Source organism: Paraburkholderia bannensis NBRC 103871, assembly GCF_000685015.1.
In the GTDB taxonomy this organism is placed as follows: Bacteria; Pseudomonadota; Gammaproteobacteria; order Burkholderiales; family Burkholderiaceae; genus Paraburkholderia; species Paraburkholderia bannensis.
In genome coordinates, this window is the sequence record NZ_BAYA01000028.1 from 92312 (window position 1) to 118613 (window position 26302).

Sequence of the window (26302 nt, forward strand, 5' to 3'; positions counted from 1 at the left end):
CTTTGAATCGTCACCCGAGATCGAGCACCAGTGTCGCGCTTTGCGCGCCGGACACGCAGACCATCATCCGTTGGTTCGCAGCCCTTTCGGACGCGGTGAGCACGGCATCGCGGTGTGTCGGGCAGCCGGCCAGCACGCGCGTTTCGCACGCGCCGCACAAGCCCTCCCGGCAGCTATAGTCGACGTCGACGCCCGCTTCCAGCAACACGTCGAGCAACGCTGCGCCGGGCGGCACGGACAGGCGCTGGCCGCTTCTCGCGAGTTCGACGATGTAGCCGTGCTGCGTTGATTCGGCGGAAGTTTCGGTGGCTTCGGCGACATGGGGCGTTGCAGTAAAACGCTCGATATGCACATTGCCAATGCCGACCTGCTCGCACGCCGTTTCGAACGCATTCAGCATCGCGTTCGGGCCGCAGCAATAGGCATGCACGTCGGCAGGCTGTTGTTCCAGGAACGCGACGAGATCGAACGGGCGGCCCGCATTTTCCGCGTCGAAATGCAGATGCACGCTGCCATCGCTAACGTCGAGCTCATCCAGATACGCGGCCTGAGAACGCTCGCGCGCGCAATAAACCAGCCGTACAGCACGGCCGGCTTCGCGCAGGCGGCGATACATGCACAGCATCGGCGTAATGCCAATGCCGCCCGCGATCAGCACCGTCGACGCTGCGTTTTCGTCGAGCGCGAAGTTATTGCGCGGCGCGCCGATCGTCAGGACTGCACCGCAACGCAGTTGTTCGTGCACGTAGCGCGAGCCGCCACGGCTATTCGTATCGGCAAGCACGCCGATTACATAGCGCCCCGCATCGTCCGGTGAATTCACGAGTGAATAGCTGCGCGTGAGGCCGCCGGGAAGATGCAGGTCGATATGCGCGCCTGCCGTGAAGCGAGGAAAGCGCGCGTTTTCAGCAGGCACGAGTTCGATGCCGAGTACGCGTTCCGCTTCGTGGCGCAGCGTGCGCACCCGGGCCTCGATACGCGTCGGTGCGCGACTCGCATTCGCGCGGCCTGTGGTCTGTTGCATGGTTGCGGTTTCTCGCTGGATTGATTGCACGTGGGTCTACGACGTTTCCTGCGCAGCCGCTTGACGAGCGCCATGCACCGAGAAGAAACGCGCGCCATTCACCTTCTGCCCGATTGCGGCTTCATAGGCTTCGCGAACGCTGTCCGGCTGTCCGTACTGACCGATGAAATCGCGCAGATAGGCGCCAAGCAACGGATGAGCCGACAACTCCGCGCGCGTCAGGCCGTTGATCATTTCCTCGCGGCATGCCGATGGCAAGAACACCTTGTGGTTGATCGCGCTATCGGCAATGAGGCCCTTCGGCGTTGCGCCAGCCGCTACCGCTTCCAGTTCCTCGAAAAAGCGCCGCCGCAGCATCACGATGCCGCGATCGCTGGCGCCGAGCGTTTCGCGCGTGCGATCGGTAATCGCGCCCTGGCCGACCCACGCAGCAAAGTCCTGGTTTGCGACATGACTGGTGATCCATTCGCCATTTTCGTCGCGCAAAGGCCCATACCAGGCGGGGATGTGCTGCTGGACATAGGGCTCCTGTTCCCTGGGCACCTTGTTGTAGACCCACAGCACGCTCAGCGTGTTTTCGTCGTCGATGGGGACGCGCCATTCGAAGTGATGGCCGAGGTAAAAGCCATTGGGCCACAACGTGACACGCCCGGTCGTCCACATCGGGTTCTGCTCGGTTTCGTGCGCGCGCAACCGCTTATAGACGAAGCCATATTCGAATTCTTCGTATTTCGTTTCCAGGTGCGTGGGCACGTGTTCGGAATGACGGTCTTGCTGGCGTTCAGTCCAGTTGTTGTGCGTCCACTCGAAATGGATCGGGTCGATCGAATTTTCCTGGCATTGAAACCAGTTGCACGGAATCTCGGCCATGACGACCTGCGCGAAGCCGTTCGTATAGCTGAACGGCTCCCAGTCGGGCAACTCCGGCGCGGGCGACGGCCCCATGTAGGCCCAGATCATGCCGGCTTTGGCGCGCACTTCGTAGGCCGTGATGCGCGTCTTCTGGCGCAGCCGCGCCTCAGTATCGACGATCTCCTCGTACGGCTGATGCGTGCATTGTCCTTCCTGATCGAATTGCCAGCCGTGATACGCGCAGCGCAAGCCGCATTGTTCGACGAACCCGAAAGCAAGATCGGCGTTGCGATGCGGGCAGCGCCGCTGTACCAGCCCGAAATGGCCGCTCAAGTCCTTGTACAGCACGAGATCTTCGCCAAACAGGCGGATCGGGCGCACGGACTTGTCGTCGAACTCCGCGACGCCCGCTATGGGGTGCCAATAGCGGCGCAGATAGTTGCCCATCGGCGTGCCGGGCCCCACTTCGGTGAGTGTCCGGTTCTTTTCCTGGCTCAACATGGTCGGTGTCCTCGAATGTCGCAAACGCTGCCTGCCATGTCCGGCGAGGCTCCAGCGATTGACGAATTCTTGGCGACGGCGACCCGCCGCACAACCTTTGCAAATTCCAAAGAAGTTGCCGATCGTCTCGGGCATGCCGCCGTGCGATCGCGGGTGACGGCAGGTTCGGTTTCCTGACTGAAAGTGGCGGGTGGGCGTGACAAGCGTGAATATCGCTCGCTGTGGCGGTTCAGTGATTTGCTGGAAACCGCATAAATCGCTTAATTGGCGTCAGTCTCGCTATTAACTAAATATGAACTGAACGACAATTCTAAATAATTAATGCGACTCGCATAAATAGATCCAAGTCGCACCGATTTGTACTCGAAAAGCCGGCCTTTTATACGTTTTCGCGTATTCCGAAAGATGGGGATCCGGGTTCTGCCTTGCTATTGCGCGCAAAGGAATCTATGTATACTCCACGCCATTCCTAAGAGGAAAACGGACGCCCGGGGGAAGCTGTCAATCGCGTCCTGGCCAAGCCTCGCTATATGCAGTTCACATGAGTTGAACGAACATGACCGGCTACTACGATCCTTCGCTTGTCGTCCTTTCCTGTCTGCTGGCGATTTTTGCATCGTTTACGGCATTGGATATCTCCGATCGCCTCGATGTCATTGGCAAGCGGCCTCTGCTGCCGTGGATCGCGTTTGGCGGCTGCATCATGGGGCTGGGCATCTGGTCGATGCATTTCATCGCGATGCTGGCCTTTCATTTGCCGATTGCCGTCGGCTACAACATTCCGGTGACGCTGCTTTCCCTGCTGATCGCCATTGTTGCGTCTGCAATCGGCTTCCTGCCGCTGTGCCGCTACGAACTGCGCTGGTCGCATCTGGCGGGCGCCGCCGTCGCGATGGGGCTGGGCGTGGCAGGTATGCATTACCTCGGCATGTGGGCGATGGATATTTGTCCCGCCATCCACTACCAGACCTGGCTGGTCGTCTTGTCCGTCGTGATTGCGATCATCGCCAGCGGGGCGGCCTTGCTGCTGGCCTTCGACCTGCGCCGCCGCAGCGCAATGCGCCGCACGCGCCAGATCAGCTCGGCGGTCGTGATGGGCGTGGCGGTGTGCGGGATGCACTATTGCGGCATGGCGGCCGCGCATTTCGAGGCAGGCAGCTATTCGGTGTCCGACCTGCGCAATATGCCGGTGCCGTGGCTGGCGGGCATCGTCATCACCTTCAGCCTGTTGATCTTTGGCGCGTCCATCGCGATTGCGATGCTCGACGCGCGCTCCAGCGCGAAAGCGCGCGCGATGGCCGATGCGATTCTCGACGAACACATGACCCGCCGCGGCGCGACGCGCTGATCGCATCTGCAAGTCTTCTTTCTGCCCGCCGGACTACGCGCGGTGCTGCAAGCTATCGAAGGTATTCATCAGCGCCTGCATTGCATCCTTGCAGTCGGCGGCTTGCGGAGCCGCTGCGCGCAGCGATTCCAGCGCGCGGTCGATGGCCTTGTCCAGGCGGTGCCAGTCGCCCGGCGCACGCGGCTTGATTCCCGCCTCGGCTTCGTCCCAGGCAATTTCCAGATCCTTGATGCGCGTTTTGGCCGCCGCCAGGTCGCCACTCTCGACTTTTGCCGCGACATCGGCGGCAATGGCGCGAAACGCCGTCAAGTCGCCGAGCGCAGATGATGCGCTGGCAGGCGTTGGCGCAGCGGTTTGCGCAACCGTGCTGCTGGCGGTATCCGCGGAACGCGAGCACGCGCTCGCGGCGAGCACGAGCACCGCGCATGCGGAAATCAGCGTAGTAGATCGAATGGACATCATGGCTCCTTTAAGAACGGCGTTAGTGTTGTAGGGGCTGCGAGTTGGCCCGGCGCGATCGTGCAGTGAATTCCAGCATGGCGACGAGCCCGACGATTGCGGCCAGAAAGAGGGCGCTTGTCCATTGCGCGCCGAAGCCCAGGCCGCCATAGGCTCGCGCTTGTGTCAGCAGGTCGCCCAATGCCGCCCCGAATGGCCGGGTCAGGATATAGGCGAGCCAGAAGGTCGCGACGGGGTTTGCACCTGCGCGGAACAGCAGCCAGATCGATACAATCAGTACACCGAAGATAATGACGCCGCGCGCAAAGCCCAGCCCCGTGGCTTCTGTCGCCAGGTCGCCAGCGGCGGTTCCCAATGCGAAGGTGAAGAGGATGGCGGCCCAGTAGAACGATTCGCGCCGCCGCGTGACGATGGTGTGCATCGACAGCGTGCGTTCGCTTGCGTACCAGATCGAGAAGATCGCGGCGAGCGCGGCGGCGAAGAGCGCCGTGCTGAGGTACAGGCTGACATTCAAGCCATCGGTCAGGAGATCGGTGATCTGCGTGCCGACAATACTGACCAGCACTACCGCAAGCCAATAAAGCCAAGGCCGGAAGCGGGCCGACCCCAGTTGCAGCGTGAGAATCGCGCACAACAGTGCGCACATCACGGCGCGCGTCACGCCCTGGCCCCAGCCGGCGTTGACCGCCAGATAGTCCGCAGCGGTTTCGCCGACCGTGGTCGAGAGCACCTTGATGATCCAGAACGTGAGCGTGATTTCCGGCACCTTGTTCTGGCCATGCACGGACTGGGGGGAATACACGGAGGTCATGACCGTCTCCACGACGAAGTTGACTGGTAGCGAGGAAGCGGAATTGCTTCGCTTACATAAAGCCTACGGGTCGAAGCTTAGCTGACGCTTAGCTCGCAAAGCCTCTTCGTCATTAAGGTTGTCCTAAGCGATGGTTCGCGAAAATCCACGCCGCAGAACGTGGACTCAAACGGAAAAAATCGTGAACGCATTCGATACGACAACGGCGCCAGACCTGTGGGCGGACTGGCTGGTGCGCAAGCGCTTTTCAGGCAGTGCAACCGTCGAGCAGGCGTTGCTCGCAAGCATTGAGAGAGACGTCGACCGCTTGCTCGATCAGGCGCACTTGCAGCCGGGCATGACGCTGCTTGACGTTGGCAGCGGCGACGGGACGGTGCCGTTGCGCGCCATCGAGCGCATCGGCGTGCAGTTGAACGTTCACATGACCGATGTTTCTCCGCGGTTGCTGGCGCACGCGCAAGAGCGTGCGCGTGAACGCGGCGTCACGTCGCAATGCCGCTTTTCGTTGTGTGGCGCGCAGTCGCTGGACGCCATTGCGGATGCGTCGGTCGATGCCGTGACGACGCGAGCCGTGATCGGCTACTTGCCGGAGAAGGTCGCCGTTTTCCGCGAGTTCTTCCGGGTTCTCAAACCCGGTGGCAGGATTTCATTGGCGGAGACGATAAGGCGCGATGAAGCCTTCGAGACCTGTTCGCTGAGAAAGCTCGTGGAAGCGGCAGGCGATGTGCCGGAAAGCCGCTTCTTCGCGTTGCTGCATCGCTGGAAGCGCACGCAGTTTCCCGATACCGAAGCCGAAGCCGCTCGCATGCCGATGACGAATTTCAGCGAGCGCGACCTGGTGAGCTTTGCGATGCAGGCCGGATTCGTCGATATTCACATGGAGTTTCATGTCGATATCGGGCAGTCGATCAGCAATACCTGGGACTCCTTGCTGGACAGCACGCCATTTCCGTGGACGCCGACGCTGCGCACCTGCATGGCCGAGCAATTCAGCGCCGAGGAGCGGCAATTGTTCGAGCAGGTGATGCGCTCGGAAGTTGGCCAGGGACAGCTGCGTGCAGCCAGTCGCATGGCCTGGATCTCGGCGACGAAACCGCTCGCAGGGCCTTGACATGTCGCTCGCGTTTCAGGCGTGCGTGGAGGAAAAGCGCGCATACGAGCGTGGCGAAAAACGCGCGCAGAGCAGGCAAAGCAGGAGTGCGCCCGCAAGCATGATTGCCCACGCAACGGTCAAGTCCGCGAAGCGATCACGCAACGCACCGGCCACAAGCGGCATGAGGCTCGCGACCAGATAGCCGCCGCCCTGGACGAAGGCGACGAGTTCTCCGGCGCGCGCCGGATCGTCGCTATGGTCGAGCGCGACGATCAGCGAAAGCGGAAACAGTGCGCCGATACCCAGGCCAAGCAACAGGCATGCGAAGAGCGCGAGTGCGAGCGGCGCGCTCATGAGGCAGACAAGGCCGCCGATCAGCAGGCCCAGTGCGGCGAGCAGTGGCTTGCGCCGATCGGGCATGCGCGCGATCGTGGCCGATACGTTGAGCCCCGCGACGACTTCGGCGACCGTGACGCCCGCGAGAAGATAGCCCGCCTGCGCATGGCTCCAGCCGAGCTGCGTATAGAAGGGCGGCAGCCACGCAAGCACGAGGGTGTATGCGCCCGTGCCAACACCGAAAAACAGCATCAGCTCCCACGCGCGCGCCTGGCGCCAGACGGCGAAACGCGGGCCGGAGGTTCGAGTCGCAGCGACTGGCGGCACAGGTTGCGACGTTGTCGGGCGCGTAGCCGCGAACCAGAGCACGCACGCGAACATCGCTGGGAGCGCCCAGATCGCCAGTGCGCCGGGCCACCCATAAATTTGCGCAAGCGGTGCGGCGAGCGCGGCCGCCGCAGCGGCTCCGCCCATGATTGCCGTGGTGTAGACGCCCATCATCGCGCCCGCGCTTGCGCCGTAGGCGCGCTTGATGAACGCGGGCAGCAACGCCTGAATCAGTGCGATCCCCGCGCCTGCGAGCAACGCCGTCATCAGCATCGCCGATGCATCGTGTGCAAAGGCGCGAGCAGCGCATGCGACGGCAATCAGGGCCGCGGCGAAACCCACGTAAGCCCGCCTGCCAGCGCTGCGGTGCAGCGGAGCGCTGAGCAGCGCACCTGCGCCCATGACCGCCACCGGCAGCGCGGTGAGCATGCCGGCGCCTGCATGATCGAGTCCCGTAGCGGCCATGATGGCGTCCAGCAGAGGGCCGACACCCGCCATCGTTGGACGTAGATTCAAGGCCAGCGCGACGATCGCGCCGCCAACGATCCATGATGCATCCACAGCTTTTCTCTGAGTCATATAGTTTGACGTAAAGTATCTTGATATCGAGTAAACTAACCGGATTACAACGCGGACGCAAGCTGATATCCTGGCGTCACGCAAATTGCATGGGAAAGGTGAACATGGGGCGAGCCAAACGCGCGGCCGAGCAATGGCGCAAGGAGAGACCGGACATCGACGCGAACGTCATGGCGACGATCGGCCGCTTGCTGGAGGCGGCGCATCTGGTCGAGCGCACCCGGTTGATGCCGCTCGCGGCGCAATTCGGTCTGCAGACAGGGGAGTTCGACGTGATCGCGGCGTTGCGACGCGCAGGTGAGCCGTATCAGCTCACGCCCACCGAACTGTACGAATCGCTGATGCTGTCTTCAGGTGCGATGACGAGCCGCCTTGACCGGCTCGAACGATCGGGGCTGATAGAACGGCGCGCATCGGCGAAAGACCGGCGCAGCGTCGATGTCTGCCTGACGCAGAAAGGCGCCGATCTGATCGACGAAATCCTGCCGCATCATATTGCGAACGAGCAGGACGTGCTTAAGCCTTTGAGCATGCGGGAGCGTGAGCAGCTCGATCGTTTGCTCGACAAGCTGATTGGTGGGGTTGGGGAGTGATCAGCTAGCGGGATATTTTGTAATCGCGCGCAGAGCGCTTAAGCGCAAGCGGTCACTTCAACGATTGGGCGACAGTTCTGATTTGATTCTTTACCCAGATCACCGCGAGATCGTGCTGTTTATATTTGTGCCACTGTATTGTTTCATTCAAGGCCGGAAGCTCGACCGGACATGGTATGACACGCAGCCCATAGAACGGGCTGATGAAGCGGGCAAGGCGCGTATGCAATGTTGCGATGCGATTGGTACCGACCAGCATGCGCGGCAAAAGCGTGAAGCTTGGCGCAACGACCTCACGTCTGCGCTGCTGTCCCCGCTCTAACAGCACCGTTTCATCAATGGTGTGAACCTTATCGAGGCCCCACTGCACGGCCACGTGGCCCATCTCAAGATATTGAGCCTCCGTGATCCGCTTCTTGACGGCAGTATTTCCTTCCCAGACGAGGCAGGAAAAGGTGTCTTCAAAGAGTTCCTCGGAAGGATGCCCAATGGCGTTAAAGAAGTCCGGGACAATCAGCAGGTCTACGTCGCCGCCGTCCAGATGCTCACGCGACTTTTCGGTAAGGGTTGAAATCTCGAACGTCATATGCGGCGCCGTTTCCCAGAAAGTCCTGAGGGCGTCCGCGAGAAGCATTTCGATGACGTAGTCGGACGCTTCGATTCTGATTTTCCGGTTCGACGTTGCCGGGTCAAACGCAGGCCGGGCAGTGGTAATGGCCTGTATGCGCAGCAAGACATCCTTCACCGGCTCGACAAGACTCTCCGCAAGTGGTGTCAGCACCATGGCCCTGCCAACCTGAACCAGGATTTCGTCCGAAAAGAAATCCCGCAAGCGCGCCAGGCCGTTACTGGCAGCTGGCTGACTGAGGAATACTCGCTCAGCGGCTCTAACGACGCTTCGCTCCGATAACAGGGCGTCCAGTAAAACCAGTTGATTCAGGTCGAGTTTATTGAATCGCACGGTGTCTCCTCCGCAGACATTCACGCGCTGAATGTATCACATTGAACGAATCAAGTTGAGTTAGTGCATGGCGCAAGCCATCATCCGTTCAACAAAACATAGGTGTGGCGTGAGCCAGCCAGCGGAGACATCAATCATGGCCCCCCTTTTCCCTTCCTGATTCCGGCGTAGTCACGCTAATCCGGCCGTGCCCCATTGTTGCGAGCAATCGAATGCTTTCGCGGGGGCGTGCTCGTCCTTATCAATCGCCAAGGTTTCCTCATGACTATCCTCGGTATCAAATCGCTCGTGTATGGCGTCGAAGACGTCGAGCGCTGCACGCGTTTCTTCGACGACTTCGGGCTCCCTTTGGTCGAAAGCGACGCTGAACAATCGGTATTCATGCTCGCAGAAGGCTCTAGCGTCATCGTGCGCTCGCTTGAAGACAAGCGTCTTCCGTCGTGTTCCCTCGTGGGGCCCGGCGTGCGCGAAGTCGTGTGGGGCGTCGACACTGAAGAAAGTCTTAAAGCGTTGGTCGCAAATCTGTCCATCGACCGAAGCATCGAAATTGACGAAGCGGGGGACGCCCATTTTCTTTCGGATTGCGGACTGCCGATGGCGCTGTCTGTTTTCCGCAAGCGTCCGGTTGTGAATGCACCCGACAGCTTGAACGCGCCGGGCGTCGTGAACCGATTGAACACCCATCGAAAATGGCGCCGCCGGGCGCACCCCAAGACCATCCAGCATGTGGTGTTCGCGGTTAAGGACTTCAAGCAATCCTTCGCGTTTTTCCGTGACCGCCTGAACTTCAGGCTCACCGATTACCAGCGCGGTTTCGGCATCTATAGCCGTGCGGCCGGAAGCCATAGCCATCACAACCTATTCCTGCTCGATGCGTCGCTGCCGTTTCCCGGTCTTGATGGCCAGCCGCGCTTTCACCACGCGAATTTCGGTGTCGAAGATATCGACGAGATCATGACTGGCGCGAACTACATGGAGCGGAATGGGTGGCCGAAGTCGCATCTGGGTCTCGGGCGGCACCGTATCGACTCTGCGCTCTTTTTCTATTTGCCGTGCCCGACGGGCGGTGAAGCGGAATACGGTGCCGATGGCGATTTCATCGACGACGCCTGGGTGCCCCGTGAATGGAGCGTTCCGCTTTTCGGTTATGCCCACTTCGTCCACAACCTTCCGGAGTGGCTACGTGAAGCCCCGGAGTGGGAATTCAAGTTCCTGAAAGAAGGCGGCGCGCTGCCGGAATGACCGGCTCTTAAAGATTAGAGGGGGGCAGCAGTCCACCCCAATGAGGAGATACGTTGTGGAAAAGATCAAAAAAGTCCTGATTGTAGGCGGCGGCATCGCCGGTCTGACGGCAGCGATTGCGCTCAAGCGCAGTGGGATTGAATCGCATGTCGTGGAGAAAAGTGTCGACTGGTCGGTATATGGCGTGGGAATTATTCAGCCATCGAATGCGCTGCGTGCGCTCCGCAGTATCGGTCTCGGCGACTTGTGTCTCGCGAATGGTCGAGGCTTCAATGGCTGGAGGTTCTGTGATGCGAATGGCGCGGTGCTGGCCGAGGCTGCTGCATTTAACGTCGCAGGCCCTGGCTACCCGGCAGCAAATGGCATTACACGGCCTGCGCTGCACAAGATTCTCACTGAAGCAGTGCTCCGGCAAGCGACGCCTGTGAGCCTGGGCGTGACCGTCGAGTCGCTTGAGGACACGGGCGACGGAGTTAACGTCCGTTTCACGAATGGCGAATCTGGTCGATACGACCTTGTCATTGGCGCAGACGGTGCTTACTCGAAGATCCGCGGGATGCTGTTCGGCGACGCCGTGCGTCCGCGATATACGGGGCAAGGCGTGTGGCGCTACAACTTCCCGCGTCCGAAAGATTTCGACTGGGGTTGCATGTACTTCGGCAAGCAGAGCAAGGCGGGTCTCGTGCCGCTGACCGAGTCGGCCATGTATCTCTTTCTGGTGACCGCGGAGCAGGGGAATCCGCGCATGGTGACAGACCAGCTTGCCGTTCTGCTTCGTGAACGTATGCAGGAGTACGGCGGCCTGCTGGCAGAGCTGCGCGAACTGGTCACTGATCCCACGGCCGTTGTCTATCGCCCAATGGAAGTGGTGATGCTGCCGCAGCCGTGGCATCGGGGCCGGGTGCTGCTCATCGGTGACGCAGCCCATTCCGGGACGCCACACCTCGCCGAAGGCGCAGCAATGGCAATCGAAGACTCCATCGTCCTCGCTGAAATGCTGGAGGGCGCGACGAGCATCGAGTCGACCCTCAACGCGTTCTGGGCTAGACGCTCGCCGCGTGCGCAGCTCGTGTACGAGACGGGCATTCAGCTCGGCGAGTGGGAGCAAGCTGAGTGGCGAGGGGAGCCCGCGGTCGGTGCTATGTACAACGAAGCATTCGCTGGGGCCTATGCGGCGCTCAGCGAACCCATCTGATTGCAGGAGAAGTCATGAACAAGGTCATTATCAGCTGTGCAGTGACGGGGGCGATCCATACGCCCTCCATGTCCAGGTATCTTCCTTTGACGCCGGACGCTATTGCGCAGCAGGCAATCGAAGCGGCAGAGGCGGGGGCAGCTATCCTGCATTTGCACGCTCGCGACCCCAGGGATGGCCGGCCCACGGCCGACCCAGCCGTGTTCCAGCAGTTCGTGCCGCAGATTGCACGTTCAACGAATGCGGTGATCAACATTACGACGGGCGGCAGCACGAGCATGACGCTTGCCGAGCGGCTTGCGTATCCACTTATCGCGAAGCCGGAAATGTGCTCGTTGAACATGGGGTCAATGAATTTCTCGATTCATCCGGCCGCGCGAAAGATTACGGAGTGGCAATTCGACTGGGAAAAGCCTTATGTCGAAGGCACCGAGGACATCATCTTCCGCAACACGTTCCGCGACATTCGACACATCGTCGAGCAACTGGGCGAGTCAGGTACGCGCTTCGAGTTCGAATGCTACGACGTCGGCCATCTGTACAACCTGGCGCATTTCGTCAACGAAGGTTTGATCAAGCCGCCATTCTTCATCCAGTCGATTTTCGGCATTCTCGGCGGCATTGGCCCGGATCCCGAGAACCTTGCGCTCATGCGGACAACGGCTGACCGTCTTTTCGGACGAGAAAACTATCGCTTCTCGGTACTCGGCGCGGGGCGCCATCAGATGTCGTTGCTGACCGCTGGAGCGGTGTTCGGTGGGAACGTTCGCGTTGGCCTGGAAGACAGCCTGTTTCTGGAGCGCGGAAAGCTCGCCACGTCCAATGCAGACCAGGTTCGGAAGATCAGGCGAATCCTGCAGGAGCTTTCGCTGGAGGTCGCTACACCCGACGAAGCGCGCGAGATGCTCCAGTTGAAGGGTGCCGCGCGCACGTCAATCTAATCACGCGGCCATCGCCAGCGCACGACGCGTTGGCGTGCGCCACAGCTCATTGATACAGAGACACAAAATGCTTGAATACTTTCCGACGAATTACGTGTGGAACCTCGCAACAAATCTCGCGCTGATGATGGGCGGAAACGTCGGTGAAATCGACGTAATTTGCCGTGAACTGGTGGATGCCTCCACGCGCGGCGACGACGAGGGAACGGAGGCGTTTTTCGAGGCGTGGTGCAAGCAGGCCGATACGCTGGTGGAACTCGCCAATGAAGACATCGAGCAGGGCCGAAAGCTGAGCGCCGGCAAGAAGCTCGGTCGTGCGGCAACCTACTATCTCACGGCGGAGCGTGCGCAGAACCGCGAATACGAGCCGCGTCGCCGTGCCTATTCGAAGATGCTCGATTCGTTTTCGAAATTCACGAAATACCACCAGGAGAATTGCGAGCGTGTCGAGATTCCCTACGAAGGGAAGACGCTCGCGGGTCTCCTGGTCAAGGCCGAGCGCGCCGATGGTTCGCCGGCGCCGTGCATCGCGCACTTCAATGGCCTCGACAGCACCAAGGAGATGATCTACGGCGCGGGCATTGCGCAAGCCCTGGCGCGCCGCGGCATCTCCACCCTCATGGTCGACCAGCCAGGCGTCGGCGAAGCACTTCGGCTCCATGACATGACGGCCATCGTTGAAAGCGAGAAGTGGGCGGGCGCAGTCGTCGACTATCTGGAAGGCCGCAAGGAAATCGACCGCGACATGATTGGCGTGTGCGCCTGGTCGCTTGGCGGCTATTACGCGCCCCGTGCTGCGGCATTCGAAAAGCGCTTCAAGCTTTGCGTCGCCTGGGGCGCAAATTTTAACTGGGGCGAACTCCAGCGTCGCCGACTCGCGCGTGAAGGCGACAAGCCCGTGCCGCATTACTGGGAGCACGTTCAATGGGTGTGGGGCAAGCGCTCGCTTGAGGAGTTCATGGAGTTCGCTCCGCAAGTCACGCTTGAACACGTGGTCGACAAGATCGCGGTGCCGTTTCTTGTCACGCACGGCGCGAACGACCGGCAGATTCCGCTCGAATACGCGCACGCGCAATACGAAGGCGCGGTGAACAGCCCGAAGCGCGAACTGAAATTCTTCACGCAACGGGAAGGCGGCGTCGAGCACGTGAGTGCCGATAACGTCGAGAACGCCCGGGACTATATCGCCGACTGGATCAGCGAGACGTTCGCCGAGCTGGGTGCGAAAGGAGTGCGCAAATGAGCCAGCGCATCGTCGATCTTTCGATTTATCTCGAGAACGATGTCGTGTCCGATCCGCCGATCTACCGGCCGAAGATTCACTACATCGACCACAAGATGTCCGTGCCGGACTTGACCAGTTTTTTTCCGGGCCTCAAACAGGAAGACCTTCCCGACGAGGAAGCGTGGGCAATCGAGCGTATCGAGCTGATTACCCACAATGGCACGCACCTTGATGCCCCGTACCATTTCGCCTCGACGATGGACGGCGGCGAGCGCGCTTTGACGATTGACGAAGTGCCCCTCGAATGGTGCTTTCAGCCCGGCGTCAAGCTCGACTTCCGGCATTTCGAGGACGGCTATGTTGTGCAGGTCGAAGACGTCAAGGCGGAACTCGCGCGTATCGGCCATACGCTGAAGCCCTTCGAAATTGTGCTTGTGAATACGTCAGCCGGGGCTCGCTACGGGAACGACGATTACGTCAGCGCGGGATGTGGAATGGGCGCTGACGCTACGTTGTATCTCCTTGACCATGGCGTGAAGGTTACCGGTACGGATGGTTGGAGCTGGGATGCGCCATTCGTCCACACGAAGGAAAAATACGCCGAAACGGGCGACGCATCGCTTATCTGGGAAGGACACAAGGCGAGCAGGCTCAAGGGCTACTGCCACCTTGAGAAGCTTCATAACCTTGAGTCGTTGCCGCCCTCGGGATTCACCGTTGCGTGCTTTCCCTTCAAGATTCGCGGCGCGTCGGCGGGCTGGACGAGAGCGGTTGCAATCCTCGATAACTGATTCGACCACGCCGATGTGAGGCCGCGCGATTGAAATAGTGGTGAGAAATAGAACAGTTGTAGTTTGAAACCGCTCGTCTCGCGAGCGGCTAAATATAAATAGTTTGGAGACGACAATGAATGGCAAGCAGTTGAAAGCAGCACTTGTGCTGACGCTGGCGCTCGCCTGTACGAAGGCGATGGCGACGGAGAACGGGCTTCAAAGTTACCCGCTCGGCGTGAATACGGTACTCGACGGCATTATGCCGATTCCGGGAACGACCCAGTTTTACAACTACACGACGTTCTATAGCGCGAGCCGGTTTGCCGGGCCGCAAGGCGGCAGTGTCGTGCCCGGATTCAAGACCCAGGTGTTCGTGGACAGCCCGCGTGTCCTGCACACCTGGGGGCCAACGCTCGGCCCGCTGACTTTCACTTCTGGCCTCGTCGTCCCGGTGATCCACGCGAATATCAGCGCAGCGGGCGCAAGCGATTCCCGTTGGGGGCTGGGCGACATGGTGGTTCACGCGCTCACAATCGGATTCTCAAATCCGTCCCATTATTTCTTCTCTGCGTTTGCGTTCGACTTTGCGTTGCCGACTGGCAACTTTTCAGCGAACCGTATGGCGAACACCGGCCTGCATTCGTATGCCTTCATGCCAAATCTGAGCGTTACGTATTTCCCGTTCGAAAAGGTGGAAGTGTCGGCGACGGCGGGGTACGAAATCAATTCGCCGAACCACGAGACAGGGTATCACTCGGGGAACGTTGCGTTTCTAGATTGGGTCGCTGGCTACGCAGTGACGTCGAGGCTTCAACTCGGCGTGCAGGGATACGCACTGAAGCAAACGACGGACGATACGCTAAACGGTGCGGTTTTTGATGGTGGATTTCGTGGGCGCGTCTATGCAATCGGCCCACAGGTTCGATTCGATATCACGAAGTATTCTGGCGTTGTCTTCAAGTGGCAGCATGAATTTGGGGCAGAGAACCGTCCACAAGGGGACAGGGTCTGGCTTGAGTTCACGTTCCCGATTGGCGGCTGAAGTCAAATAATGGAGAAAAGCTCGATGCTTAAATTGGTCATCGCCGTCAAGCGGCACCCGGATTTTACTCAGGAGCAGTTCCGCAGATATTTGAGCGTCGAGCACGCGAAGCTCATACGAGCGTGCCCAGCAAGTGAGAAATACGTACGCCGGTACGTACAGAGCTACACGCTGCCGATGGGGCTGGACGGTGGTGAATCTGGGGCGAGTTGCGTGTTCGACGCTGTCTCGGAGTTGTGGTTCGATTCTGGCGCTGACATGGAAGCGTTCTTTTCGGATCCTGACTACCTGGCTAGCGTGCGTCCTGACGAGTCCCGGTTTTCTGATAGGGAAAACTGTGTATTCTTCGTGACCGAAGAGAGTCAGATTATTTAGGCTCCGGACGTGTTTCTATTGATGAGATCGGCCGCGCCAGGCGGCCGGTCTTAAAGACATTCTCTCCAATCAACGGTTTTCGGATCAATGCTAAATCTCGTCCGTTGACGGCAAAACAGTCAGGACATCAACGACGTCGACCGATGGGGGCAGTTCTTCGAGTATGCCAATCGGCAAGCCGACTGCATTGTCGACCTGTGAGTCCATATTTATTCTCCTGATGTCATCTTCAAGGACAAAGAGCACTTCGGCCTGGGCGCGCAGCCGTACAGCCCGGCTGACCCAGGTACGAAGAGCGCTACGCAGCACTTTAATTCTGCTCGTCATGCGGCTTCCGGTTAGCACGGGAGCTTTTTCCTGAGGAGCCAGCGCGTGCGATCGGGCTTACCATGGCAGCGCAATATCGAGCTCTTCCCTGTTGTCGCCCAGAAACAGCGAAGGAAGGAACCGCGACAGGAACGTGAACTCGTTGTAGCAGTGCATCAGCAGGGCGCGACCGAATTCGTCGGGAAAAATTTCGGCGATTTCTTTTGGGCTCTTGCCCAGCGCCGGCAAGTCCTGCCCGATGTAGAAGTGGCTGCGCAGTGCGAGCCCCCATTCCGTGTCGCGCCCGATATGAAGCAGGCGTCCACCCAGAATTCGCCCGTCGGCTGTTCGCTCCGGGTTGTCTCCCAGCCCAATGCAGCCGCATACCGCGGCAGTCAGACGTCCTTCCTTACGCGCGCTGTCATACGCGCGCTCGTCAAAAAACTCCGTAGCGTCCCTGAACTGGATCGCAAGCCGCTGCGCGGGCAGACCCGTAAAGAACTCTTCGACCAGGTGTATCGAGCCGACGTGGGTCTGGGTCGTTCCTTCAACCCACTCGCTGCTGACGTGGTCGACGGGATGCCACCAGCGATAGTGGCGCGTGTCCGGCCGCGAGCGGAACCACCACTCGAACATTTCACCGCTGCAGTTATGCAGATCGGTGCGACAGGCAACGTGCAGTACGCCGTCATCCAGTCGTTCATAGCCCGTCTCAAGGCGCAACGGTGCGGGATTCAGCAGTTGTCCAGCGTCTCCGAGTTTCATGTCTCTCTCCAGTAAAAATGCTCGCCGCGGGCGATGCGGCGAGCCAGTTGTTGATTGCACATCAACGACGCGCAGGATGTGAATAGAACAATGCACCAGGCGTCCGTGCAATTTTTCAGTCGCTGGCCACGCGTGCGACCAGAAGTGCCCGAGATTACGGACGTTAAAACGTCGTCGTCATCCCTAGTCGGCCGAGGGCTTGGGAATGGCCACTCGAAGCCGCATTCGTGCCGAACAATCCATTGATCCACGCGCCCGTCGTGGGGTTGTCTCCTGCGGCGTACTGATAGACGCCTTCAGCATAAATAGCGGTGCGCTTCGAGAGCCAGTACATCAGCGAGCTGGTCACCTGGTGTGCCTTATTGTTCTGCAGGGCCGCGTTGCCTTTCATGTATTCGTAGTTGGCGCCGAACGTCCATGCACTGGTGATGAACCAGTTCGCGCCGATCTGTCCTACATCGATGCGGGCGCCAGTCAGCGTGTTCTTTGTGTTTGTATAGAGGACGTTTGCCAGGACGACGCCGCCAAAATCGTAATGCGCGCCAAGGCCGTAATTCCTGATGCCGTCATGGCCATTGTTCATCTGCGGATACTTTACTTCCGTGTACGCCGCTCCGACGGCAAAGGGCCCTTGGGAGTAATTGGCTCCGAAACTGACTGTGTTGCCGGACGAGAAGTCCCCTGCGACCTGGCCGAAACCATACAGCGCGCCAAACGTGAAGCCCGAAAAATTGGGCGACTTATATTTGACGGAATTCGCGACGCGAGATGATCCTGCCATGCGGTCGAAATCCGACGAACCGGTCGGATTGTCTGGAATGCCTAATGCAGCGAACGGGCCCTGTCTGAAGTTATAGAACCCGCCATACGAAAGTGCGCCATCAAAACCGGCATTCTGGTCGTGAAAGCCGCCGAACAGCAACGACTCCCACATAAAGTCATGCTGGTTGCCCGCAGTCAAGTCGCCGAGAATGGGACTCGAAAGGCCTACCCACGCCTGGCGTGAAAAAAGCGATCCGGCGTCAGGTATCGAGGAGCCGTTTGCAAGTTCAAACTGGCTCTCCAGCATAAAAATTGCCTTGTTTCCTCCGCCAAGATCCTCGGTTCCTTTCAGGCCAAACAGGTTGGGCGCCCACACGCCGGTGTCCATTCTGGCGCTGCTGTGGCCGCCCTGATTGCTGATATAGGTGACGCCCGCATCAAGAAATCCGAACAGCGTGACGGAGCTCTGCGCCTGTGCGTTCGCCGCGACTAATGAAGCGGAAACCAGTGCAAATGTAGTTATCCTCAAGGTTGTCTCCAAATTTTTTAGTAATTGATGTTTTACTGCGCTGACCCAGCCGAACTTCGTGTCAATCGGCCGTACCCAGATAGAGATGCCGCAAACGTGGGTCGTTGCGGATGGCGGCAATCGGCCCGGAAAGTGCGAATCGGCCATGCTCCATCACGTGCACGTAATCGGCCAGTTCAAGGGCGCGTTCCACGTCCTGCTCGACAATCAGCATCGTCATGCCCGACGCTTTGAGGTTGCGCAGGGCGAGATACAGGCGATCCATCATCACCGGCGCGAGCCCGAGACTGATCTCGTCAAATACGATAAGCCGAGGTCTCGCCATCAATGCGCGGCCGATCGCGAGCATCTGCTGCTGTCCACCGGACATGGACGTGCCAGCGCTTTTGCGTTTGTCGCGCAAGTCTGCAAATACGCTGTACACGTGCTCCAGTCGTTCCTGAATGACCTTTGACGGTGCGCCTCGGGCGGCAAGCACGAGGTTCTCTTCCACAGTCAGCGAGCTGAAGATCCGCCTGCCTTCCATGCACTGTGCAAAGCCGAGCGCGGCAATGCGATGAGGAGCCGGATCGCGCAGGACTTCTCCATCGATCTTCATTTCACCGGCAGTGGGGCGCACGGTGCCCGCAAGCACGTTGGCGAGCGTCGTTTTGCCCGCGCCATTCGTGCCCAGAATGGCGATGACTTCGCCTTTTCCAACCGTGAGGTCGATCCCGTTTAGCACGCGCGCCTGGCTATATCCGGCATGAATGCCGTGCAGTTCCAGGAGGGGAGGCGCGGCAGGCGTCTTGTGCGAAACGCTGCGCGGCGCATGCTCGTCTGCTTCAGGGGAAGGTTCGGTTTCCGGTGCTGCCTGCTTATTCGAATGATCTTTTGCGTGGGCAGTGCCGAGATAGACCGCTGCGACTTCATCGCTTGAAAGCACTTCTTTTGTCGGCCCTTCCGCGAATTTCCGGCCGAAATTCAGGACGATCAGTCGCTGGCAGCATTCGCGCACGACCCGAAGGACATGTTCGATGATGATGATGCCCGCCACCTCGCCCGCAAGCGAGTGAATCAGTTCGATGAGTTCGGTGATTTCGCTGTCGACAAGGCCCGCGCCAACTTCGTCGAGCAAAAGGATTCTGGGTTCGAGCGCCAGCGCTCTTGCGACCTCCAGGCGTTTTCTTCGCAGCAGCGCCAACTGCCTGGCTGGCAGGTCTGCGGAGTCAAGCAAGCCGGTACGTTCGAGGATCCTGTCGCACGCTTCGCGCGCGTCGCGCCCCGAGCCGAACGGGTGCAGGCTGTAGCGGGCAGCGAGCAGGTTTTCGCGCACCGTCATGTTCAGGAATGGACGCGGGATCTGATAGGTGCGTCCAATTCCCGAGCGGGCGCGAGCGGCTGCCCCGAGTCCCGTTATGTCGTTGCCTTCGAAGTGGACGTTGCCGCCATCGGCCTTGACGGCACCGCCAAGCAGTCCGATCAAGGTGGATTTGCCCGCACCGTTGGGCCCAACGATGCCGAGCACTTCGCCTTTTCCAATGCTAAGCGAAACGGAATCGGTTGCAACGAGACCGCCATACCGTTTGACGAGGCCGGTTGCGCGCAATAGCGGAATGGAGTGTTCAAGTGTCATTTTTTCGCCTTTCGACCAAGCGTGCTGTCAATCAATCCAGCGATACCTTGCGGGGCGAAACGTATGACGCCCATGAGGATGGCGCCGGTCACTGCAAGATGCAGGGCGGTCCAGTCCGCCAGGGCTTCGCCCAGTGCAACCACGAAAAGAGTGCCCAGCAATGGGCCCGCGCGTAGCCCCTGGCCGCCGATGATCACGATTGAAAGCGCGCTGATCGTCCACTGAAGGCCGAAGGTGCCATAAGGCTCGACCGTTCCAAGCTTCAGCGCCTGCAGTGCGCCAGCGATACTGGTCAGGGCGCCGGCCAATACGAAGGCGATGAGTTTGATCCGGAACGTGCGCACGCCAACCTGGGACGCCGAGTCTTCATCGTCGCGCACCGCACGAAGCAGCACCGAGAAGCGTGACCGGGTCACGACATCCATGACGACGACGGTGACTGTCACCAGCATGATCGCCATGAAGAAGAGCGTGCGCAGGCCTGGTGGATCCTGGGACAGCACGATGCCGGACGCCCCGCCGAATCCGCTGTAATTGACCATGAAAAGGCGCAACGCCTCGGCGAGTGCCAGTGTCCCTACGGTGAAATAGAGGCCGCGAAGCCTGAAGACACCTTTCGCGACAAGCAGACACAGCGCCACGCCAGTGAGCCCGGCAAGCGGGATCGCGGCCCACGGTGGTACGCCCAGGAGATTGACCAGGCCGGTCATCGAATACGCGCCAGCGCCGAAGAACGCTGCGGTGCCAAGCGAGACCATTCCGCCATAGCCCGCCATGAGATTCCACGCCTCAGCCACGGTCAGTAGCAGCAAGATCCGGAATCCGACTTCGAGTGCGTAGTCGCCCATTTGCGGAACGACGATGCCGACAAGGAGAAGAAGCGCAGCGGTCATGACGAGTGGGACGAACGCACTCGACGAAGAGCGGATTAGCGCGATCCGGACAGGATCAGCGGAAACCTGGGATTGGGGGTTATTCGTGAGATTGGTCATTAGCGCACTCCGGAGACCATGCCCTGAGGACGCAATGCAAGGGCGAAAAGAAAAATGACGAGGCCCACCAGATCGCGGTAGCCGTCACCGAAAGCGAGCGCGCCGATACTCTGGAGAACGCCGAGCGTGATGCCGGCTGCCAGTGTCCCGAAGATGTTGCCGATGCCGCCCATGACAACGACGGCAAAGCTCATCAGCAGATACGTTGATCCGGTGGCCGGTGTGAATGAAAAGGCGGTCGCAATGAGCACGCCTCCCATTGCCGCACACGCCGCGCCAAGCGCAAAGGTGAGCGCATGAACCTTGCTGACATCGACGCCCATGACCGAGGCTGCGACCGGATCGACCGCGGCGGCACGCAGTTCCCGCCCAAATCGGGTTCGTGTGACGATGCCGTGTACGCCGAGCGTCAGCGCCACGGAAACGACGAATCCGATGACATAGATCTCAGCGACCGTGACCGGGCCGGCAGTCAGCGGCCGCGAGGCGTAGCGGGTATTGATGGCTCGCGTGTCGGCGCTGAAACACAGCAGGTACAGATTCTGGAGAATGATCGACACGCCAAACATGGTCATCATCGGCGCTTCGGTGCCTTTGTTTGCCAGCGGCCTGATGAACAGGCCATGGAACGGAAGCGCAATGGCGCCCATCACGACCGCAACAAGCGGCAAGCAAAGAAGAGGATCGAGGCCGGCGTATTGGGCCAGAAAGAAGCCGATGTAGGCGCCGCCCACCAGCAATTCGCCGTGTGCCAGATTGACGAGGCGCATGACACCCAGCGCGATCGACAGGCCCAACGCGGTCAGCGCCAGCATGCCGCCGAGAAGAAGACCTGACGCCAATCCACTTAGTACTACCGATAGATTGGGAAGCAAGCTTTCGAGCATGATCTTTTCTCCAGTCATGCGTCAGTGGGCAGCCGGCAGCGGAAAAAGCAGCTTTCCGTTGGCCTTGTCATGCGGCCATACCGTCACCGCCTTGCCGTTCTGCCACTGCATTACCGCAACCGGGATACGCGACGTGTGGTCTGCTTCAAACTTAACGGGGCCAACGACGTAGCTCTTGTTCGTCTTGCCAATTGCCTGGTTTATCTTTTCGTGGTCAAGGCTTCCCGCTTGCGCGATGGCGTCCAGTAGCACCTGGGCAGCAGCATAGGAATCGGCAATGTGCTGGCTTTGGGTTTGATGCGCTTCGGACTCAAAGCGCTTGCCCAGCTCCGCAGCGCCCGGATAGGGAAAGCTCGGATCCCAGTAGCCGCCCACCAGAACCCCGTCAGCCAGCGTTCCTAACGCCTTCGCAAATTGCTCCGGCTCTGCGCCTTTCTCCATGACGAGGAGCCTGGGATGAAAATCGGCCGACTCCATCTGTTTGCGCATCGCGATCGCCTGCGGGGGAATGGCATCGACGAGGGCAATGTCGGCGCTATCAGCCTTCGCCTGATTGATCATCGTCGTGAATTGCTGGGCGTCGATGGGGAATGCGTTCTGCCCGACCAGCGAGTAACCGCCTTTGCTTACGGCGCGTGGCCAGATCTCGCCGCCGACGACCCGGCCATCCGGCCCGTTGTCCGAGAGGATGGACACTTTTTTGTTCGTCTGTAACTTATAGTCCGCGAGCATCCGGAATGGCGCATTGCCCAGATCGGCCTCATCGAAGAAGAGCACCCATGCGTATTTCCATTGCCGGATTGCCCTGAATGCGCCGAGCGGATCGCATCCAGATACGAGCGGGACGCGCCGACGCTCCGCGACGAGCGCTCCCGCATTCACCAGAGCAGGCGTGCATGACCCGAGCATGCCCGCGACGCCGTCCCGGGAGATCAGCGTCTCGGTGTTGCTCGCCGTGACGTTGGGATCCGTTTTGTCATCGCGGATCACCAGCTTCACCTTGTACTGGGCGTTGCCGATCTTGATGCCCCCGGCTTTGTTGATATCGTTCACGGCGGTTTCATAGCCCCATTTTTGATAGGCTCCAAAACCCGCAAGCGAACCGGAGAGTGGCAGGGAGGCGCCAATCGCTATTTCGTCGGCCTTGACTGCCATCGTGGCGAGACAAAGAGACGCGACAGCGACGGCACGGGTCAATTGATTTGCATACCTGATCATTGTGTCTCCAAACATGTATTTTTATCGTTGTTGCCGATGCGCCTAGAAGGCTGTCTGGCCGGATCCTTTGAGATTCAGCATCTGGCGCGCTTCGTCCGGCGTGGCGACCTCAAGCCCGAGTTCGTCAAGAATCCGGCGGATCTTCCTGACCTGGTCGGCGTTGCTTTGCGCCATCTGCCCACGACCCAGATAGAGGCTGTCTTCAAGCCCGACCCGCACGTTCGCGCCAGCGACCGCCGCTTGCGTCAGCAGCGGGATTTGATGCCTTCCGGCGGCCAGCACAGACCACTGGTAGCTGTCGCCGAACAGCCGGTTCGCGGTATCACGCATGAACGTGACGCATTGCGGATCGGGCCCGATGCCGCCGAGAATGCCGAAGATCGTCTGGATAAAGAACGGCGGCTTGACCAGCCCGGCGTCCACAAAGTGGGCGAGGTTATACAGGTGGCCCACGTCATAACATTCGAACTCGAAACGCGTGCCGCAACCCTCGCCAAGGTGCTGGAGGATGTAGCGAATATCGCGAAACGTATTCCTGAAGATAATGTCCTCGGTTCCCTCGATATAGCTTTTTTCCCAGGGGTATTTCCATTCCTTGATCCTGTTCGCGGCAGGATGAATGGAGAAGTTCATCGACCCCATGTTCAGCGAGGCCATCTCGGGCCGGAAGCGAAGCGGGGGCGCGAGCCTTTCCTCAAGGGTCATCTTCGTCGAACCACCAGACGTGATATTGATGACGGCGTCCGTCTGCGCCTTGATCGCGCCTAGAAACTGCTCGAATATCGCGGGGTCGGCGCTCGGCCGACCGTCGCTGGGGTCACGCGCGTGCAGGTGGAGAATTGCCGCGCCGGCCTGCGCAGCGTCGACCGCCTGTGTCGTGATTTCCTCCGGCGTAAGCGGAAGATAAGGCGACATGGACGGCGTGTGGATCGCGCCGGTCACCGCACACGTGATGATTACCTTTCTCTGGTTTCTGGCCATTTGATTACTTGTCCTCGCGGCGTCCCGCCGCATCCATTGCCTTGAGATGTTGAAATACCGATGACCGGAGTTCCGCCTGTTGATCCGCCGTCCATTGGCGAAAACCGTGGCCGGTTTTCATTCCCAGGCGTCCGCTATTGACGAGCATGTCCAGGTACGGCGAAGGCGCCGGCTCGCAGTCGATGGCAGGAAGCAGGACTTTGTGGATCGCCAGCGTCAGGTCAGTACCGACGAGATCCGCGTTTTCCAGCGGCCCCAGCACGGGAAGGCGCCGTCCGAAACTCGCCTTGACGACGGTGTCCACGGTTTCGGCGTCGCAGACACCGTTCGCCACCAGTGCGATTGCTTCGCGCCAGAGCGCGTGCTGCAGGCGGTTGCCGATAAAACCCGGAATGTCCTTCTCGACCATGGCCGGTGTCTTCCCGGCGCGCGTCAACAGGTCGAACATCTGTCCAGCGATCGTGTGACTGGTGTTGGGGGTCTTAATGACCTCGACCAGCGGCACAAGGAAGGGTGGGTTCCACCAGTGCGTACCCATCGCCCGGTGTCCCGTTTCCAGTCGCTCCATGATTCGCGTAATGGGGATGGCCGACGTATTGCTGGCGAGGATGGCATTCGCCGGGGCCAAGCGTTCGAGCTGCGCGAATAGCGTCTGCTTCCAGGCCAGGTCTTCGGGGCCGGCTTCGAACACGACGTCTGCGTCGTTGACGGCCTCGGCGAGTTCGATTGCCGGCGTGATATTCGCAGCGGCAGAGCTATCGAGTGCGAGGTCGAGCAGGTTACGTTCCGTGCGCGTGACGAGTGATGCAAGCGCATCATGGTTCACGTCGAAGACCTTGACCCGATGTCCGGCGAGCGCAAAGACCTGCGCGATGCCCTGGCCCATCAGTCCCGCGCCAATAATGCTGATGTTTTCCATGTCAGGTTAGCCCGCGGTGTAGCCGCCGTCGGCATAGAGGGTGTGACCGGTGTGGAAATCGGAGGCCCGCGAGCACAGGAACAGCAAGGGGCCCGCCAGATCTTCAGGTTCGCCAAGGCGGCCGAGCGGCACGCGCGAGAGAAAGTCGGCGCGCACCTGATTGGCTTTCTCGGTGTCCTCGAACATCCACGCGGTCAGTGGCGAGCGAAAAACGGTCGGGGCAATGGCATTCACGGTGATACCGTATTTGCCCCATTCACATCCCAGGGCGCGCGTGAGGCCATCCGTTGCGGCCTTGGACGCGCAGTAGGCCGAGTATCCAGCAGGGTGCCCAAGCTTGCCGCGTGCCGAAGAAACCAGCACGACCTTGCCGGGCGTTCCTTGCCGGATGACCCGTTGTCCAAACGCCCGCGACAGGAGCCAGGCACCCGTGATATTCCCGTGCATCACCGAGTCGAAGCGATCCGGCGACATCTCGATGATCGGGCAGGGATCATTCACCCCCGACCCAACGACGAGGATGTCCAGGGCGCCAAACGCGGTCAGCCCGGCGTCCATGATGGCGTCGCAATCGCTTTCCGTCGCAGGCCGCTGCACGATCGTCGTGACTTCGGCGCCAAGCTCCCGGCATTCCAGCGCGGTGACGTTGAGCGCCTTTTCATTACCCGCGGCGAGGACAAGCCTCGCGCCCGCCGCCGCGAGCACATGTGCCGCGAGTTTGCCGAACGCGCCGGACGCTCCCGTTACTACCGCCACCTTGCCACGCACCTCGAACAGCGACCCCGGTGATTTCAGCCAATCAGTCTTCATGTTGCTGCCTCCGCGTAGGGCATCACGACAAGCATCGTGGCCACGTCATTGCCGTTGTTCCTGACTTCGCGTACTTCATTCGAAGGAATCGCACAGCTATCGAGGGGGCCAAGGACGACCTCCTGCGAGCCGATGCGCACAGTCACCTCGCCGGCGAGGACAACGTAGACTCTTTCCAGCGCGGCGCTGTCCGGGCCGGCGCCTCCAGCCGGTAGAAAGTGTGAGAGGCCGACCCAGAACGACTCCGGGCCACCGGGCGCGAAGCCTTGCAGACGCAGGGAGCGCATTTCGTGATGGTTGGGGGCCTCATAACGCTGGGCCTCGCCGAAGCGGGTGACTTTCATGGTCAGCCTTCCCCGTTCTCGATGCGGTACGCGCCGCGTTTGTCGACGATCGCAACGAGCCGGACGATGCAACCGTCACCCTGCGTCCAGCGCCACGGGAACGCCGCGAACGTGACGCGCTTGCCGGTCACCTTGTCGATTTCGCCGCCGACATTCTCGATACCGCAGATACCGGCGCTCAGGATCGCCTGGTGACACGGTTCCCATTCGGGGAAATCCTCGATCACCTTGCGGCCGGTTTCGCGCTCGTACTCCGCGTTGACCTGCGGGAGCAGTCCATTCGGCCAGCCCGGGCCATGCGGGCCGATCGCCGTGCCAAGCGGATGGTCAAGGGCCTGCGTGTCCGTGCCGATCATCTTGACTTTCTTTTTGGCGAACCATTCACCGGCATCCTTGTAGAAGCCCGGCGAATACGCGTAGTACATGCGGCTGTCGCTGTAGTGCTTGTGCCAGCCCGTATTGACGATGACGATGTCGCCTTCGCGGATTTCAGAAGG

General features: G+C 60.1%; 28 protein-coding genes. 10 read left to right on the forward strand and 18 right to left on the reverse strand.

What is annotated here, in order from left to right:
• Positions 1-10 precede the first annotated feature (10 nt).
• Complete coding sequence (locus tag BBA01S_RS30735) at positions 11-1024, reverse strand: PDR/VanB family oxidoreductase (RefSeq protein ID WP_042298168.1); 1014 nt, start codon at positions 1022-1024, stop codon at positions 11-13.
• A 36-nt stretch (positions 1025-1060) separates the two neighbouring features.
• Positions 1061-2377, reverse strand: coding sequence for an aromatic ring-hydroxylating dioxygenase subunit alpha (locus tag BBA01S_RS30740; RefSeq protein WP_027819801.1), 1317 nt, complete (start codon positions 2375-2377; stop codon positions 1061-1063).
• A gap of 556 nt (positions 2378-2933) precedes the next feature.
• Between BBA01S_RS30740 and BBA01S_RS30745 the strand changes: the two genes are divergently transcribed.
• Entirely contained in the window at positions 2934-3725 is a 792-nt protein-coding gene (locus BBA01S_RS30745; RefSeq protein WP_027819802.1) for an MHYT domain-containing protein, read from the forward strand.
• Between the two features lie 33 nt (positions 3726-3758).
• Here the strand turns inward: BBA01S_RS30745 and BBA01S_RS30750 are convergent, their stop codons facing one another.
• The gene (locus tag BBA01S_RS30750) at positions 3759-4184 is read right to left on the reverse strand and encodes a hypothetical protein (RefSeq protein ID WP_245641637.1); all 426 of its coding nucleotides are present in this window, start codon (positions 4182-4184) and stop codon (positions 3759-3761) included.
• 22 nt (positions 4185-4206) lie between these two features.
• Positions 4207-4995 carry a COG4705 family protein gene (locus BBA01S_RS30755; RefSeq protein ID WP_027819804.1) on the reverse strand — a complete coding sequence of 263 codons (789 nt, stop codon included), beginning with the start codon at positions 4993-4995 and terminating at the stop codon, positions 4207-4209.
• A 181-nt stretch (positions 4996-5176) separates the two neighbouring features.
• Between BBA01S_RS30755 and BBA01S_RS45325 the strand changes: the two genes are divergently transcribed.
• The gene (locus BBA01S_RS45325; protein WP_052391965.1) at positions 5177-6106 is read left to right on the forward strand and encodes a class I SAM-dependent methyltransferase; all 930 of its coding nucleotides are present in this window, start codon (positions 5177-5179) and stop codon (positions 6104-6106) included.
• Positions 6107-6121: 15 nt separating this feature from the next.
• Here BBA01S_RS45325 and BBA01S_RS30765 read toward each other — a convergent pair whose 3' ends face one another.
• Entirely contained in the window at positions 6122-7330 is a 1209-nt protein-coding gene (locus tag BBA01S_RS30765) for an MFS transporter (protein ID WP_042298169.1), read from the reverse strand.
• Positions 7331-7419: 89 nt separating this feature from the next.
• On the opposite strand from BBA01S_RS30765, the gene BBA01S_RS30770 reads away from it, so the two are divergent.
• Positions 7420-7923, forward strand: a complete 504-nt coding sequence (locus BBA01S_RS30770) for a MarR family winged helix-turn-helix transcriptional regulator (protein ID WP_322787843.1) — start codon at positions 7420-7422, stop codon at positions 7921-7923.
• Positions 7924-7975: 52 nt separating this feature from the next.
• Here the strand turns inward: BBA01S_RS30770 and BBA01S_RS30775 are convergent, their stop codons facing one another.
• Positions 7976-8884, reverse strand: a complete 909-nt coding sequence (locus tag BBA01S_RS30775) for a LysR family transcriptional regulator (protein WP_027819807.1) — start codon at positions 8882-8884, stop codon at positions 7976-7978.
• 261 nt (positions 8885-9145) lie between these two features.
• Here BBA01S_RS30775 and BBA01S_RS30780 point away from each other — a divergent pair, with 261 nt between their 5' ends.
• The 7 genes from BBA01S_RS30780 to BBA01S_RS30810 all read left to right on the forward strand — a co-directional run bounded on the left by BBA01S_RS30780 (position 9146) and on the right by BBA01S_RS30810 (position 15677).
• The gene (locus BBA01S_RS30780) at positions 9146-10126 is read left to right on the forward strand and encodes a VOC family protein (RefSeq protein WP_027819808.1); all 981 of its coding nucleotides are present in this window, start codon (positions 9146-9148) and stop codon (positions 10124-10126) included.
• A gap of 55 nt (positions 10127-10181) precedes the next feature.
• The gene (locus BBA01S_RS43475) at positions 10182-11321 is read left to right on the forward strand and encodes an FAD-dependent oxidoreductase (RefSeq protein WP_052391966.1); all 1140 of its coding nucleotides are present in this window, start codon (positions 10182-10184) and stop codon (positions 11319-11321) included.
• A 14-nt stretch (positions 11322-11335) separates the two neighbouring features.
• Entirely contained in the window at positions 11336-12262 is a 927-nt protein-coding gene (locus BBA01S_RS30790) for a BKACE family enzyme (protein WP_027819809.1), read from the forward strand.
• Between the two features lie 67 nt (positions 12263-12329).
• Entirely contained in the window at positions 12330-13505 is a 1176-nt protein-coding gene (locus BBA01S_RS30795; protein WP_027819810.1) for an alpha/beta hydrolase family protein, read from the forward strand.
• A complete protein-coding gene (locus BBA01S_RS30800; RefSeq protein WP_027819811.1) occupies positions 13502-14278 on the forward strand; it encodes a cyclase family protein in 777 nt (258 codons plus the stop codon). The genes BBA01S_RS30795 and BBA01S_RS30800 overlap by 4 nt, the downstream gene beginning before the upstream one ends.
• 115 nt (positions 14279-14393) lie before the next feature.
• The gene (locus BBA01S_RS30805; RefSeq protein WP_027819812.1) at positions 14394-15302 is read left to right on the forward strand and encodes a SphA family protein; all 909 of its coding nucleotides are present in this window, start codon (positions 14394-14396) and stop codon (positions 15300-15302) included.
• 24 nt (positions 15303-15326) lie between these two features.
• Positions 15327-15677 (forward strand): EthD domain-containing protein, encoded by a 351-nt coding sequence (locus tag BBA01S_RS30810; RefSeq protein ID WP_042298171.1) that lies wholly within the window; start codon positions 15327-15329, stop codon positions 15675-15677.
• Positions 15678-15767: 90 nt separating this feature from the next.
• Here BBA01S_RS30810 and BBA01S_RS30815 read toward each other — a convergent pair whose 3' ends face one another.
• The 12 genes from BBA01S_RS30815 to BBA01S_RS30870 all read right to left on the reverse strand — a co-directional run.
• Positions 15768-16004, reverse strand: a complete 237-nt coding sequence (locus BBA01S_RS30815; protein ID WP_042298172.1) for a hypothetical protein — start codon at positions 16002-16004, stop codon at positions 15768-15770.
• A gap of 57 nt (positions 16005-16061) precedes the next feature.
• Positions 16062-16748: a DAPG hydrolase family protein gene (locus BBA01S_RS30820; protein WP_027819815.1), complete on the reverse strand. Its 687-nt coding sequence runs from the start codon at positions 16746-16748 to the stop codon at positions 16062-16064.
• Between the two features lie 163 nt (positions 16749-16911).
• The gene (locus tag BBA01S_RS30825; protein ID WP_042298185.1) at positions 16912-18033 is read right to left on the reverse strand and encodes a porin; all 1122 of its coding nucleotides are present in this window, start codon (positions 18031-18033) and stop codon (positions 16912-16914) included.
• Positions 18034-18100: 67 nt separating this feature from the next.
• Positions 18101-19654 (reverse strand): ATP-binding cassette domain-containing protein, encoded by a 1554-nt coding sequence (locus BBA01S_RS30830; RefSeq protein ID WP_027819817.1) that lies wholly within the window; start codon positions 19652-19654, stop codon positions 18101-18103.
• The gene (locus tag BBA01S_RS43480) at positions 19651-20646 is read right to left on the reverse strand and encodes a branched-chain amino acid ABC transporter permease (RefSeq protein WP_052391967.1); all 996 of its coding nucleotides are present in this window, start codon (positions 20644-20646) and stop codon (positions 19651-19653) included. The genes BBA01S_RS30830 and BBA01S_RS43480 overlap by 4 nt, the downstream gene beginning before the upstream one ends.
• Positions 20646-21533, reverse strand: coding sequence for a branched-chain amino acid ABC transporter permease (locus BBA01S_RS30840; protein WP_042298173.1), 888 nt, complete (start codon positions 21531-21533; stop codon positions 20646-20648). Before BBA01S_RS30840 ends, BBA01S_RS43480 begins: the two co-directional genes overlap by 1 nt.
• 21 nt (positions 21534-21554) lie before the next feature.
• Positions 21555-22751 (reverse strand): amino acid ABC transporter substrate-binding protein, encoded by a 1197-nt coding sequence (locus BBA01S_RS30845; RefSeq protein WP_027819819.1) that lies wholly within the window; start codon positions 22749-22751, stop codon positions 21555-21557.
• A 42-nt stretch (positions 22752-22793) separates the two neighbouring features.
• Positions 22794-23732, reverse strand: coding sequence for a BKACE family enzyme (locus BBA01S_RS30850; protein ID WP_027819820.1), 939 nt, complete (start codon positions 23730-23732; stop codon positions 22794-22796).
• Between the two features lie 4 nt (positions 23733-23736).
• Positions 23737-24651: a 3-hydroxyacyl-CoA dehydrogenase family protein gene (locus tag BBA01S_RS30855; RefSeq protein ID WP_027819821.1), complete on the reverse strand. Its 915-nt coding sequence runs from the start codon at positions 24649-24651 to the stop codon at positions 23737-23739.
• Between the two features lie 6 nt (positions 24652-24657).
• Entirely contained in the window at positions 24658-25461 is an 804-nt protein-coding gene (locus tag BBA01S_RS30860) for an SDR family NAD(P)-dependent oxidoreductase (protein WP_027819822.1), read from the reverse strand.
• Positions 25458-25805 (reverse strand): cupin domain-containing protein, encoded by a 348-nt coding sequence (locus BBA01S_RS30865; protein WP_027819823.1) that lies wholly within the window; start codon positions 25803-25805, stop codon positions 25458-25460. Before BBA01S_RS30865 ends, BBA01S_RS30860 begins: the two co-directional genes overlap by 4 nt.
• 2 nt (positions 25806-25807) lie before the next feature.
• A partial coding sequence (locus BBA01S_RS30870) for a cyclase family protein (RefSeq protein WP_027819824.1) occupies positions 25808-26302 on the reverse strand: 495 nt, incomplete at its 5' end.